This is a genomic window from Parabacteroides sp. AF19-14 (assembly GCF_003635485.1).
Taxonomy (GTDB): domain Bacteria; phylum Bacteroidota; class Bacteroidia; order Bacteroidales; family Tannerellaceae; genus Parabacteroides; species Parabacteroides distasonis.
Genome location: NZ_QTMJ01000013.1, coordinates 1 through 15050 on the forward strand (window position 1 = coordinate 1; position 15050 = coordinate 15050).

At 45.3% G+C, this 15050-nt stretch carries 10 protein-coding genes and 1 riboswitch; of the genes, 2 read left to right on the plus strand and 8 right to left on the minus strand.

From position 1 onward, the window contains the following. The 6 genes from DWX33_RS13590 to DWX33_RS13615 form a co-directional block, all read right to left on the minus strand. The coding region (locus DWX33_RS13590) for an AAA family ATPase (protein WP_158595305.1) at positions 1–1064 on the minus strand (1064 nt) is incomplete at its 3' end. Positions 1065–1637: 573 nt separating this feature from the next. Next, a complete protein-coding gene (locus DWX33_RS13595; protein ID WP_122380543.1) occupies positions 1638–3317 on the minus strand; it encodes an AAA family ATPase in 1680 nt (559 codons plus the stop codon). A 114-nt stretch (positions 3318–3431) separates the two neighbouring features. Next, positions 3432–5930, minus strand: coding sequence for a DUF4906 domain-containing protein (locus DWX33_RS13600; RefSeq protein ID WP_122380544.1), 2499 nt, complete (start codon positions 5928–5930; stop codon positions 3432–3434). Positions 5931–6526: 596 nt separating this feature from the next. Continuing rightward, positions 6527–7540: an ABC transporter ATP-binding protein gene (locus DWX33_RS13605; protein ID WP_122380545.1), complete on the minus strand. Its 1014-nt coding sequence runs from the start codon at positions 7538–7540 to the stop codon at positions 6527–6529. Position 7541: 1 nt separating this feature from the next. Then, positions 7542–8579, minus strand: a complete 1038-nt coding sequence (locus DWX33_RS13610; RefSeq protein WP_122380546.1) for an iron ABC transporter permease — start codon at positions 8577–8579, stop codon at positions 7542–7544. A 9-nt stretch (positions 8580–8588) separates the two neighbouring features. Further along, a complete protein-coding gene (locus tag DWX33_RS13615; protein WP_122380547.1) occupies positions 8589–9752 on the minus strand; it encodes an ABC transporter substrate-binding protein in 1164 nt (387 codons plus the stop codon). A 62-nt stretch (positions 9753–9814) separates the two neighbouring features. Next, a riboswitch (cobalamin riboswitch) is annotated at positions 9815–10014 on the minus strand. Between the two features lie 66 nt (positions 10015–10080). Between DWX33_RS13615 and DWX33_RS13620 the strand changes: the two genes are divergently transcribed. Next, positions 10081–10785, plus strand: coding sequence for a precorrin-2 C(20)-methyltransferase (locus tag DWX33_RS13620; protein WP_044546061.1), 705 nt, complete (start codon positions 10081–10083; stop codon positions 10783–10785). A 48-nt stretch (positions 10786–10833) separates the two neighbouring features. Here DWX33_RS13620 and DWX33_RS13625 read toward each other — a convergent pair whose 3' ends face one another. After that, complete coding sequence (locus DWX33_RS13625) at positions 10834–11346, minus strand: hypothetical protein (protein WP_048927265.1); 513 nt, start codon at positions 11344–11346, stop codon at positions 10834–10836. Positions 11347–11739: 393 nt separating this feature from the next. Here DWX33_RS13625 and DWX33_RS13630 point away from each other — a divergent pair, with 393 nt between their 5' ends. Then, on the plus strand, positions 11740–13407 hold the full coding sequence (locus DWX33_RS13630) for a formate--tetrahydrofolate ligase (protein ID WP_005862573.1): 1668 nt from the start codon (positions 11740–11742) through the stop codon (positions 13405–13407). A 98-nt stretch (positions 13408–13505) separates the two neighbouring features. Here DWX33_RS13630 and proS read toward each other — a convergent pair whose 3' ends face one another. Then, complete coding sequence (proS, locus tag DWX33_RS13635; protein WP_122380548.1) at positions 13506–14987, minus strand: proline--tRNA ligase; 1482 nt, start codon at positions 14985–14987, stop codon at positions 13506–13508. Positions 14988–15050 lie beyond the last annotated feature (63 nt).

Consider the following 15050-nt stretch of genomic DNA (forward strand, 5'->3'; position numbering starts at 1 on the left):
AAGTCCGGGAAAGCCAGCTTGTCGTTGATCACGCTACACAGACTACCGCCTTGGACAAGCGTCTCGATTCCCTTCCGTACTTGGGAGGGGCCCTCCGCTATCAAATGACGAAGCAACACGTCTGAGCCCGTGTTCACCCAGTAAGGGGCAAAGACACCACCTTTATTTATATAGTTCAATACAGACCATGGATTATAGACCACCTCATTCCCGAACAGGTAACCGTTATACCAGTGCTTGACCTCTGACTTCTGATCACCCAACGAGTATGAGTCGAGCAGCGTGTCGACATCCACTTGCGTGAAGCCAAACGCCGTACACATCGGACGATCCAGCAAGGTATCCACGTCGATATTGTTCAGCCCGCTAAAGATCGACTCCTTGCTTACACGGAGGATACCCGTGATTACACCGCGGAAGATAGACGTATTGTCCTTGAAAACCATCGACATAAAATTGCGCATGAAGACGATCATCCGATCATAAAAGCCCTTGTCGAAAGCCACATGAATGGGGGTGTCATACTCATCGAGCAATACCAGAGGGGGCATACCCCAATGAAGCGTCAACAGTTCGGATAGCAAGCTAATGGAACCCTCTAATTGCCCCCGGGAAGCCTTGCCCTCATAAAGTGCCATAAAGTCATCCAAGTAATTAGGCCGCATCTTGGGAGAATCGAGCAAGTAAGCATGGCGAGTAAACTCGTTTTTCAACTCATAGCCTATCCTGACCAACGTGTCCTCGAACGTATCCGCCTTGCAGTCCTTCAACGTCAACATGATCACAGGGTATTGACCTTGATGCCTGTCAAAACCCTTCCACTCCCGGATACGCTTGCCGTCGAACAACGGGCGGAACACGTTACCATCCGTCTTTTCGAAGAAGTACCGCAGCATCGAAAGGTTCAGCGTCTTGCCGAAGCGACGCGGACGGGGCAACAACGTGATCTTGCTACCATTCTCCAGAAGCTCACGGATAAAGTCGGTCTTATCCACATAATAAAAACCTTCATCTATCAATTCCTTGTAATCGCTGATGCCGATCGGTAGTCTTCTCGTTTCCATAAGTATCCCTATTTTGAGTTGTGAATACAAATATAACAATTTATATGACAACAGCGATTATCACTTTTCCTTATTAATCTCATCATGTCAAAGAACGTTTCCCCTAGCGTTTGCGGTAAGGCACGAGGGGGAGCCTTATGATCTTATCGATCTTGAATAATAGGACAAGGCACGTCACGCTTGACGGCTCGCTATTGTTTGTCTTTTTTAATTTTGACAAAAGATTTAAGCTCTTATCTTGCCTTTGTCAGCAATTTGAGCTACTTTTACGCCCGAAAACGGATATTTATCCGTCATTCTGAAAGTTGTCTCTTTCTGCGTAAGAAAGGGACAACTTTTTTTCTCTCACACCTTCATTCTCAATATCTTCCATTTTCTTTCCTTTTTTACATTTTCATTCATTTCGCTTTTTGTCTCTTTACAAATCACTACTCATTTAACATTTCGGACTTACTGTCCGGAAAGGCACGCACGAAACCGCACGATACCCGACGGGGGTACCGTGTAACTTCACGCACGCGACAACAATTATATCATCGCATGACGGGATTAATAAGGATAAGGAGTGTTATTTTACTCGGTGGTCTTCACCCACACACGCTTGCCATCGAACGTGATGGCCATCTCCAGAATATCACGCACACCAGCCGCATGGAGCGTGGCGGCGTATCGCTTGTCTTTTATTTGCTGCAGAGCCGTATCCAACGTCGTCTCGACCGTGCTGCTCATTCGAAGGCGTTTCAGCTCCATGATATATCCACGGCGGCTAACGTCAACAGGGCACATCAAGATGTCATATCGGCCTAAGCCCGACTCACGGTTGCTGCTCACCTCGTACGCGCCGTGACTTACCAGCATTCCCAACAAGAAAGCTTGGTAGACCTTCTCCGGATCACGGCCGTTCGTGTCGTAATAGGAGAGCGTATTTATAACGAACTCATTCAAGATCTCCTCGAACGCCTCGATATCGTTCTCGTCCAAAGCCTGCAGCATCATCTCCAAGCGGTCGTTCTTCACGGGGCCGTCGTTGATCCAGCCCCGGATGATCGTAGAAAAAACCGTGGAAACCTCCGTGTTTGGCACCCCCAACGTGTACGACATCAAGTGATCCGGGGTCATCGTACCGTCCGACGCTTTCAGATAGCCGCTGAACAGCATGAAAGACCAGATGTTGGACGCGCTAGACAACAAGTCCGGGAAAGCCAGCTTGTCGTTGATCACGCTACACAGGCTACCGCCTTGGACTAGCGTCTCGATCCCCTTCCGTACTTGGGAGGGGCCCTCCGCTATCAAATGACGAAGCAACACGTCGGAGCCTGTGTTCACCCAGTAAGGGGCAAAGACACCACCTTTATTTATATAGTTCAATACAGACCATGGATTATAGACCACCTCATTCCCGAACAGATAACCGTTATACCAGTGCTTGACCTCTGACTTCTGATCACCCAACGAGTATGAGTCGAGCAGCGTGTCGACATCCACTTGCGTGAAGCCAAACGCCGTACTCATCGGACGATCCAGCAAGGTATCCACGTCGATATTGTTCAGCCCGCTAAAGATCGACTCCTTGCTTACACGGAGGATACCCGTGATAACACCACGGAAGATGGACGTATTGTCCTTGAAAACCATCGACATGAAGTTGCGCATGAAGACGATCATCCGATCATAAAAGCCCTTGTCGAAAGCCACATGGATCGGAGTATCATACTCATCGAGCAATACCAGAGGGGGCATGCCCCAATGGAGCGTCAACAGCTCGGATAGCAAGCTGATGGAACCCTCTAATTGTCCCCGGGAAGCCTTGCCCTCATAAAGTGCCATAAAGTCATCCAAGTAATTAGGCCGCATCTTAGGAGAATCGAGCAAGTAAGCATGGCGAGTAAACTCGTTTTTCAACTCATAGCCTATTCTGACCAACGTGTCCTCGAACGTATCCGCCTTGCAGTCCTTCAACGTCAACATGATCACAGGGTATTGACCTTGATGCTTATCGAAATCCTTCCACTCCCGGATACGCTTGCCGTCGAACAACGGACGGAACACGTTACCATCCGTCTTCTCGAAGAAGTACCGCAGCATCGAAAGGTTCAGCGTCTTGCCGAAGCGACGCGGACGGGGCAACAACGTGATCTTGCTACCATTCTCCAGAAGCTCACGGATAAAGTCTGTCTTATCCACATAATAAAAACCTTCATCTATCAATTCCTTGTAATCGCTGATGCCGATCGGTATTCTTCTCGTCTCCATAAGTATCACTATTTTGAGTTGTGAATACAAATATAACAATTTATATGACAACAGCGATTATCACTTTTCCTTATTAATCTCATCATGTCAAAGAACTCGTTTTTCGTTATCTTCTCAATTCGCCCGTTCTTGGATGCAACGAACCGAATGAGCATCCGTTTGGTTCCAGGTCTTCCGTATATTATTCGCGCTACTCCCTGTCGGTCTATCAAACGGATACCCCCCGTAATTCACCGAAAAGGCATAAGCCTGCGCGGTATTAGTAGCATCTATTTCCCGGCACCATATATTTGTCATCCAACCTATATACATAAATTGGGTCTCAAACCGTTGATATCCATTGAAGCGAAAATAGGTGGTATTACCGTTCCCATTACCCTCGTAATACAATACCGCTCCGCCGTCATTTAACACAGAGGCCCCGTTTTTTATATTAATCGATATATTATCCTTTTGCCCAGTACTTTCCTCATAACCATCCTGTGTAAAAAAAGACTTGAAGTTCTTGTATGAGGCAACTCTCCATCCTACCGGACAAGGGTCATGTTCATTTTTCTGAGATAATTCCGATTGCCAGCGTGCTCCACTAAATGAGTTCCAATTTGAATGGAACCTTGTAGGATCCTTGTAAGCAACGGAATAATTCTTACTTCCCGACGTACTATAAGATCTTTGGTAAAAAGAGAATCCATCCGGTTTATATAAATTCAACATTCCCAAGGTCGGCTCTGTCCCGGATACAATTATCACATTCTTGGCTACATCCGAATAACTGCTGGGGAAAGGATCTTTTCTTCCCCATTGGTAATGGAAACCGTTGGCACTCGATCTTTCCTCCTCGGTATCAGGAACCTCCGTATAACCGGCGTTCGCTCCCAGATTACGATCCATCATAGGATATTGATCATCGCAACGATACGTATATTTTTGTTTTCTTTTATTTGCCGGTGTAAATACGCTTGTATTCCCCGTAATATCCGGGTTATAGTCCGTCACCCATATGTGCCAGCTCCAAAGGATATTACCCGTGCCGTTATCCCCATCGTAAGCCGCTATCACACCGCTACCTCCCCTTGTGTTCGGGGCTACACGGCAATAGATTCGGGCGTTGTCCAGACTCGTACCATTCTTTAAGTCCACAATATTTGTCTGGTCATCCTCAGGTTTGCCGGGAACGTATGTATTGACAATTCCTAAAACCGGATCACCTAGATCGCCATACTCCAACGTCTGCCAAAGTACCTTTACGGATTTGATGGGGGTATTGATCGTTCCGCCGCTTACATTACACCAGTCCGCCGCTTGCATCACGGTATTCTCCACAGTCGCACCGTTCACGTGATATTTATAAGGGTTGAAGCAAAAAGCGCCACCCGGTACCACCATAAAGCAGTTTGCCGTAGGGACAAAATTGTTGTTATTCTCGGAGGCCAAGATGGGGTCGATAATCGTGATACGTTTATCGTTTACAGGGAGAGACGTGTGCGACATTGTAACTTTGTATGTATAATTCGTATTCTCCTTTAAGTCGAAATTCTGGCTTGAGGTACCTCCCAGATAGACACGGTAGCTGAGTTTCTGCTTGCCGTTTTTAGTATTTTGAGTCACGAAGGTGGCATATGCGCTACCTTTCGGGGCATTCTCCTTCGTGCGGTAATAACTGGAGGTAGCGTTGGAATTATTACCTCTTACCACCGTGGGAATCCAGCAGGAATAGCTTCCTGCATCCTTGATGGACGATTCCGGTAGCTGGATAGTCCGATATTTATCCTGTAAAGAAGGATAACTACCATTATTGTCTGGCGTAGGGATCAATTTATAACCGAAAGGAATAGATTGAAGAAGGATTTGACTCATCTTATAATACTGGCTTGCATATTGATTTTCCCAAGCTAACATAAGACGGGTGGCCATACGGCGCAAAAGGACACGGACATCCGTACCGTCGGGACTTTGGATTTTGTAGGTACTACCATCGTTCACGACCCTCACTTTCGGGAGGTGCAAGATATAGGGCATGCTATTGATTACGCTCTTATTTGTCGCATACGCCTCCGAGGTTATGTTTTCGATCGTGGATGCGCTGACCTCCATGCCCTGTACACCGGAAAGGCTTTTATCTTTAAGAGTACCAACCGTATAAGCAGAGCCGTTATACCCCCGGGCGATGATCACGAGCAGGCACTCATCTTGAGCGGACAAGGTGAAGGTGAACGATTCGCCTATTCCCTTATCGCCTATTACACCAGAGTTAGTATTTAAGCAATTGCCATTTCCATCGTATTGCCAAACCTCCAGACCATAGAGCTTATCGGGCTTTGCCGTGGACAATGGATCGTTCGGTAGCGTAACCGCTTTCGTAGTCTTCGTGGAAACCAAGCGGACATCAAGGCCCGTGCCGCCTGCGGATTTCGTATCCACCGGAGCCGATTCCAGCCCTGCACCCTCTTCCTCGTCCGCCAAACCTACGCAGAGCGATACCTCCACCTGCTCACCCTCGCTTACCGAAGGGCGGGGCCTATCCAAGCGGTCCTCGCAACTTACCATATGTACCATCGACAATAATGTTACCATCATTCCTATTTCTCTCAATTTTGAACCTATGACCTTCATCTTTTACGTGCTTTTAGGACTACATCATTTACACTATTTAACTCAAAAACGGTTGTCTCTTTCTTACACAGAAAGAGACAAGAGTGTCCCTTTTTACGAAAGAGCACTGTTTTTCAAGCTGTTGCAAATATTAATTTCATCAACATGTTCCGCAGAGCGGGCATAGGCATTGTATACCTTCTTTTATTTTGGCAAAAGAATCATTGATTTTCTTGCCTTTCTCGGCTACTTACGCTACCTTAGCGCCCGAAAACGGATAAATAGCCGACATTTAGTAATCTGTCTCTTTCTGTGTAAGAAAGAGACATTTTTTTTGCACCCTATTCCTTTATTCTCAATATCTTCCATCTTTCATCGTTATCTTTCATTTCCATTCATTTCCTCATTTGTCTCTTTACAAAACACCACACATTTAACACTTCGAACGTTTCATACAAAACGGAATGCACGAGGTCGCACGATTCCTGACGGGGGAACCGTGTATGCGGACTACATCTCTATAGCAAGTTAGTTCACTTTAAAAGAGTGGATTTGAATGAAAAAAATTCATAACTATGAATGAAGAAAAACATAGTTATGAATTGGAAATTTCATAGTTATGATTTTTCAGTATCAAAATAGGCAAGTAATTCTTCTATTGTTTGGGTGGTATAAGTATCGCCGGAAGTCTCATGGATGATAAAGCGGGTGGTCTTTAAGTCGCCAGTCTCAATCCAGATATTCGATTCCACTTCCCAGTTCGCCAAAATTCCGTTTCGCTGGAGCGCTTTACGCACCATGGCATATTTCTGACCATGCCCGACAAGACGAACCTGCCGGGAGAACTGATTGTCTATACGGAATAATCCGGTATCCTTATCAAAAACAATCCCTTTCCGGGCGAAGAAATTGCTTAGGTGACCACTCAACGCCAAATCCTCGGGAGTACCGGTAGAGATACCATTCGCTTTGTCCATCAACCAGATCTTATCCGATATCTGGAGAGCCAGCTCCAAATCGTGAGTGGACATAAATATTGTCTTATTCGTTTTTCGGGTCAGGTGATGGAGCAATTGCATGATCTCCACCTTGCTGGGGAAATCAAGGAATGCGGTAGGCTCATCCAAATAAATAACCGGAGTCTCCTGAGCGAGCGCCTTAGCGATCATCACTTTCTGGCGTTCTCCATCCGATAACGTATGAACCATGCGAGAGGCTAATTCCTCGATACGGACAAGGGCGATGGATTCGTCCACGATCCGCTTATCATCCTTGCTCAACTTGCCCCAGAAACCGGTATACGGGCTACGTCCCATTCCGACCAATTCCCGTACCAACATATTCCGGATCTCACATTTATCGGTCAATACGACACCGATCGTGGTGCTCAATTCCTTATCGGAATAAGTATCTATATCTTTTCCTAGAACTAATATTTCTCCATCTAATTTAGGTTGGAAAGCCGATAACGTGCGCAATAAAGTAGACTTCCCCACCCCGTTAGCACCCAGCAAACAGGTTAATTCACCACTATAGATCGTAGAGTGTATACCTTTAGCTACCAGCTTTGTACTACTCTTAGAATGGTAACCGATCGAAAGTCCGTTAATATGAATCGTATCTTGTTTCATCTTACTCGTTCAATTCATTCTTACGTTTTCTAAATAATACCGAAGCCACTACAGGAGCACCTACTAAAGCGGTTACCGAGTTGACAGGCAACGCTCCCTCGAACCCCGGCATACGGGCGATCAAATTACAGATCAACGCCAACGCCGCACCGGCGAATAAGACCGCAGGCATTAAAATCCGATGGTCGGAAGTCTGGAATATGGCCCGGCATAAATGCGGAACGGCTAGCCCCAAGAAGATAATAGGTCCGCAATAAGCCGTGACAATCGCCGTAAGGACCCCAGCCGAGGTGATAACCAGCAAACGGGCCCGCTTGATATTAAGTCCCAAATTGCGTGCGTAGCTATCCCCAAGAAGCATCAAGTTCATGGTTTTGATAAGCAGGAACGAGAGAGGGATCAAGATGGTCATAAGAATCACGAACAACATCATCTGATTACCGGATACACGAGCGAAACTCCCCAATCCCCAAATCACGTATGCACGGATATCCTCCTCGACACTAAAGAATTTAAGTACACCGATCACGGCGTTCGCCACGTAACCGATCATCACACCGATAATCAACAACGTGACATTTCCTTTTACCTTTTGGGAAACATATACAATCAACGCCATCACGGATAAGGAACCGATCACGGCCGCTATCGATAAGGCGATCTCCCCCATAAAACCAAGTTTACTCAAGGCAACACCCCCTAAACTACCGCTTAACAACACCACGAAAGCGACACCCATGCTCGCTCCCGAACTGATACCTAAGACCGAAGGTCCGGCCAATGGATTACGGAAAACGGTTTGCATCTGTAAGCCGCTGATAGATAAGCCGGCCCCCGCTACCAACGCCGTCAATGCCTGTGGTAGCCGGGATTTCCAGATAATATTCTGCCATGTAATAGGCTCATTTCCTGAATTCCAGATAATATGCCAAACCGATTGAAGAGGAATAGAGACTGACCCCAACACCAAATTCAAAAAGATTAGAACAAAAATAGCTGTGACAATCGCCAGCATCCATAGGGTATTTGAATGTCTCATCAGTGTTCCTTATTTAAGTCGAGAATAATAGACCGGCTCATGATCCGGTAATAAATCCGGATGAAAGATATGAAGCAAATCCGCTAGGACGATCTCCGGTTCTGTCGGCATACTCTCATAAAACGGCGTGTTCTTCATATTACAATAGATAATCCCTTTCTCCCGGAACGCACGGAAATCCGCATAACGAGGATCTTGCTCTTTCAATGCCTCATAGCTAAACGTTCCCGGGAAACTATTCACGATACGCCAGTAATCAGCATCGTCCGCTTGGTTATAGACCGTCTCGAAGTCTAATGTAACACCACCGGATCGCTCATCGTCTTTCAAGAAATAATCAGCGCCGGCATCCTTGAAAAGCTGTGCCAAGAAACTCTTTCCTCCTACGGCATACCAGTTTCCACCCCGTAACTCGCCACTAAAAACGATCGGACGTTTTTTAACCTTGCCATCCGCCGTAAGTTCCTTTAATTCATTATACCTCTTCTCAATGGCGGCAAAACGCTCATTGCCCTCTTTCTCTACCCCTAACAACAAGCCTATGAACTTGATCCATTCAGCTTGTCCCAATGGCGTAGTCTCCTTATAACCCAAATGGGGAATCAAGGGGATACCCACGTCTTTCAGCGTCTCATAGCCTCCCCGCTTGAATGGCGATACAAGGATCAAATCAGGATTCATACTCATGATAACCTCGTTATCGAAATTTCCCTCTATACCGATCTTTGCGGTTTTACCTTCTTTCAGGCGTTCGTTCATCTCTTTATTGAACAAATGCCGTGTACTGGTAATCCCAACGACCTTATCCAAGGCACCCAATTTAATAAAATTCGATAATTGCAGGGAAGTCATACAGATAACGCTTCGGATAGGAAGCTCTATCATCGTATAATCAACGGGAATCCCCGTGGGTTTCGAACCTCTTTTTACGAACGCATAATGAAACGTGGTGCTTTCCTCGTTTTGAGGATCTTGAATATCAGCCAAGACATATTGATCCGCATAGGTAAGCTTGAATCCTTGGGCGTATAAAGGCTTAACCTGCTCTTGCGAGAATGCGGATTGCTCTACGGAAGCCGTCTTCCCTATTTCTCCTTTTTCACGGATACCTGAAGTACATGATAAAGTCAATACCGATAAAAGCAAGCATCCACCCGCTATAAACTTATTCATAATCCTTGTTTAATTGACAGTTGATCATTGACAGTTACTCTCGTCCTGCTCCACGGGACAGCAACATTTATTTATGAACCGGCAGGTCTTCTGACTTACTTCCATTCTGGACGCCTTCCCGATTACGAAACCAGTGGCCAAGGTATTGTCCGAATGTTTAGAAGTTCACAGCAGCGTGGTCTGTCCGGGATTCTCACCCGGTTCCCTTTTAATCCGCCTCCCGGAAAAAGAGATAAGCGGAGCCTATTACAGCGACAAAAGTAGTAAGAATATTTGTATACATCCGCAATTTTAAGGACTTTTGCGTTTCAAATAAAAACAGATACACATGAATCATCCTATTCACTTCGTCTCATTAGGTCCCGGTGATCCGGAATTAATTACGCTGAAAGGGCTTAAAACATTACAAAAGGCTGATATTATCTATTGTCCTGCTACACAAGGCAAGCATGGAATCATATCTCGGGCGACGGATATATTGAAAGCTATTGAGGTAGACGAATCCTTGATCCATCCGTTTATTTTGCCAATGAGTAAGGAACGGACAGATGCGTTAAACGCTTATAACGAATTGTTTCTGGATGCCCAAGCTGAATATTTGAAAGGAAAACAAATCGTGATCGTCGCCGAGGGAGACGCTGGTTTTTATTCATCTATACAATATGTATACGATAAATTCGAGGAAGCAGGAATCCCGGTCGATCGAATCGCAGGAATTCCGGCATTTATAGCGGCAGGTGCCTTGGCCGGGATACATATCGTAAAACAAGAGGAGCAAATTAACGTAATCCCCGGGACTGCGTCGTTCGATGAACTTTCGGCAAAAATAGAAAATGGAATGATCATCGTCATCATGAAATTACCGGGTTGCCAAGAGGCTATTCATACTTGTATCCGGCAGTATGCGGATAAGGCGGTTTTTCATTATTTCGAGAATGTAGGAACAGGAAAAGAATATTATACTACTGATATCACCACTATACATTCCAAGGATTTCCCCTATTTCTCCCTACTGATTATCCAACCTCGCTAAAAGAAGAAGGCTGCCCGGAGAGTAACCAAACCCGGACAGCCCATCTTATTACGCTACATGCAATATATGCTTAAGCTGATCGATATGGAAACGAAGTGTATCCATATAAGGTTTCACTGAATTATGATACATGATCGCTTTTGCGTGCATATCTTCCAACTCGCTTACTTTACGGTTCGCCTCACGCATTTTACAAGCGTTGTAGCGAATACCCGATACATGTCCTTTGATATCCTCGATCGCTTGGTTTCCCCGGTTGAAGATAGACTCTGCTTCTTCCGGAGCGTATACCGTATAGGCTTGGGCAACGTCATCCAGTAATGCCTGTTGATAAGAGCCGGCTATCGGGAGCAATTGATGGATCGCATGATGACATAAAGAATGAACCTCGTTTTGAAGCTTCTTCAATTCTACTTCCCACTTTGATTCACATACTTCATCCAATTGTTTGACTTCCGCTACGACACGGCCGCTAAACAATTCCACTACCATCTTTTCCCATGCTTCTGCTACCCACGATTTAGTAGCAAATGTAACCTGACTAAATCTTACTGTTGACATAACCTTAAATTTACATATTATATTGCTAATGTTATTAATCTCTTATCTATTTCAATTTATCACACTCAAACCATTTTAGCTTTCTTTTTATCGTTGTGACACCGCAAAATTAATCAAATTATCATAGATGAATAATTTTAAAGACTATTTTATAATTCTTTAAGGGTGCAACAAGCAAAACGTATGATTTTTGCAAAGTTCACTTTACAAAAAGTTCAATTTCAAGCCTAACAGCTATCACAAAAAGCAAGATCATCGCCATCTTCGCACAAAAATATCAAAATAACACAATCTTATTATTCCATAAAGGGGGAAAACCTTGTTCCGTATCATTTTGTTATTATAATAAATTAGATTTACTTTGTTCAAACTATATAAACTTACATAAAGCACATGAAATCGGACATTGAGATAGCAAGAGAAACAGACTTGCGTAAAATTAAGGAAGTTGCGACAACGTTAGGTATCCCTCGTGAGGAAGTACAAAATTATGGCAGGTATATTGCCAAGGTTCCTATCCATTTGATCGATAAAAAGCAAATGGACCAGCATAATTTAATTTTAGTGACCGCTATCACTCCCACTAAAGCGGGAATCGGAAAGACTACGGTTTCGATCGGTCTGGCTTTAGGGCTGAATAAAATAGGGAAGAAAGCGGTGGTCGCTTTACGTGAGCCGTCTCTTGGCCCGTGTTTCGGCATGAAAGGTGGTGCTGCCGGAGGTGGATATGCCCAAGTGCTTCCCATGGAAAACATCAACTTGCATTTTACAGGGGATTTTCATGCGGTTACTTCCGCCCACAATATGATTACCGCTTTATTGGATAACTATATTTATCAGACTCGCAACACCTGCGAGGGATTGAAGGAGATCAAATGGAAACGGGTTCTTGACGTAAACGACCGTAGCTTACGTAACATCGTATCGGGTCTAGGCGGCTCGGCGAACGGTGTCCCTACCGAGACCGGATTTGACATCACTCCCGCTTCAGAGATCATGGCGATCCTTTGCTTGGCTACGGATATAGAGGATTTGAAACGACGTGTCGGAAATATTTTATTGGGTTATACAAACGAAGATAAGCCTTTCACGGTAAATGATCTTGGCATAGCCGGAGCTATTACCGTATTGCTAAAAGACGCATTACTGCCGAACCTAGTACAAACAACGGAGAATACTCCCGCATTTGTACATGGAGGTCCTTTCGCTAATATCGCCCATGGATGTAATTCCATATTGGCCACCCAAATGGCTCTTACTTATGGAGATTATGTGATTACGGAGGCTGGTTTCGGCGCTGATCTGGGCGCAGAGAAATTCTTTAATATCAAATGTAGAAAAGCGGGGCTTTCACCGAAACTGACAGTCATCGTAGCGACTGCCCAGAGCTTAAAACTTCATGGTGGCGTTCCTGAAAAAGAAATCAAGGAACCGAATATCGAAGGATTAAAGAACGGATTCGCTAACTTAGATAAACACATTGAGAATATGAAGAGCTTCGGACAGCAAGTAATCGTGACTTTCAACCGTTTCGCTACCGATACGGACGAGGAGATCGCTTTAGTGGCTGAGCATTGCAAGGAAAAAGGGGTTGGATTCGCCATGAATAACGTTTTCTCCGAAGGAGGTGAAGGGGGTACGGAGCTTGCCCGCTTAGTGGTTGATACGATCGAAAATCATCCTTCCGCTCCTTTACAATATACATATGATCTGAATGATCCGATCCGTACGAAGGTACAAAAAGTGGCCCAGAAGATATACGGAGCCTCTTCGATTGTTTATACGACTTTGGCCGATAAAAAATTGCGTCAGATCGAAAGCTTGGGTATTTCCCATTATCCGATCTGCATCGCCAAGACTCAATATTCATTCTCTTCCGATCCGAAAGCTTATGGGGTCGCCAAGGATTTCGAACTAAAAGTACGAGATGTAATCATCAATAACGGAGCCGAGATGATCGTTGTCGTCATGGGCGAGATCATGCGTATGCCGGGGCTCCCTAAAGAGCCGCAAGCCCGAAAGATCGATATCGTGGATGGCATGATTGAGGGATTGAGTTAATAGACAGTAAAACAATTTAAATAAAAAAAGGTACGCCTCACACATTCAGTAAGGCGTACCTTTTTTATAACCACTCTCGCCCCGAAACCGGGGGGCGATCAATAAGCTCTGGCGAACAGTACCCGGCAAGCCGACGGTTTACCTGTCACCATACACTTACCCGGAGTCTTATCACCAGCTAAAGGAATACAGCGGATCGTAGCTTTCGTCTCGTTCTTGATCAATTCTTCTGTTTCCGGGGTTCCATCCCAGTGGGCCATGATGAAGACACCATCCTCGATCTTCTCCTTAAATTCCTCATACGTATCTACGTTTATGATGTTAGCCTCACGGTGATCGTACGCTTTCTTGAAGATATTCGCTTGGATTTCCTCCAACAGATTCTTCACGTATTCCTCAATGCCATCACAAGTGATCGTCTCCTTCTCCAAAGTATCACGGCGCATTACTTCGATCGTATTATTCTCCAAATCACGACCACCCATAGCCAAACGCACGGGAACACCTTTTAACTCGTACTCAGCGAACTTCCAGCCCGGCTTCTTGTTATCAGCGTCATCATATTTCACGGAAATGCCTAACGCTTTCAATTTAGCCACGATACCAGCGACCTTCTCGCTGATCTGCGTCAATTGCTCAGCGCTACGGTAGATCGGTACGATCACAACCTGTATCGGAGCCAAATGTGGAGGCAATACCAAACCGTTATCATCAGAGTGAGACATAATCAACGCTCCGATCAAACGTGTGGAAACACCCCAAGAAGTAGCCCAAGCATAGTCGCTCTTACCGTTCTTGTCGATGAAAGTAACGTCGAAAGCCTTACCGAAGTTCTGCCCCAAGAAATGGGAAGTTCCCGCCTGCAAAGCTTTTCCATCCTGCATCATCGCCTCGATCGTATAGGTATCCAAAGCACCGGCGAAACGCTCGCTCTCAGACTTCACGCCCTTTATTACCGGCATTGCCATATAATTCTCTGCGAAGTTCGCATAAACATCTTGCATCTTCTTAGCTTCTATCTCCGCTTCTTCACGAGTAGCGTGAGCGGTATGGCCTTCCTGCCACAAGAACTCAGCCGTACGAAGGAACAAGCGAGTACGCATCTCCCAGCGCATCACGTTCGCCCATTGGTTGCACAAGATAGGCAGGTCACGGTAAGACTGAATCCAGTTACGGTATGTATTCCATATAATGGTCTCCGAAGTCGGGCGAATGATCAATTCCTCTTCCAGTTTAGCTGCCGGATCTACGACAACCCCCGTACCGTCATGATTTGTCTTCAAACGATAGTGAGTAACCACGGCGCACTCCTTGGCGAACCCTTCTACGTGCTCAGCTTCTTTGCTTAAGAAAGACTTCGGGATCAGCAAGGGGAAATAAGCGTTCACATGACCGGTTTCCTTGAACATATCGTCTAGGATACGTTGCATCTTCTCCCAGATAGCGTATCCGTAAGGCTTGATCACCATACAACCACGCACGGCGGAATTCTCCGCCAAATCTGCCTTAATTACCAAATCTTGGTACCACTGCGAATAGTTTACACTTCTCGGTGTAAGTTCTTTCAGCTCTTTTGTCATTTCTTTATATTTCTAAATTATACTGTTTTCCTTAATCTGAATAAGTAATGGGTTGCAAAGGTA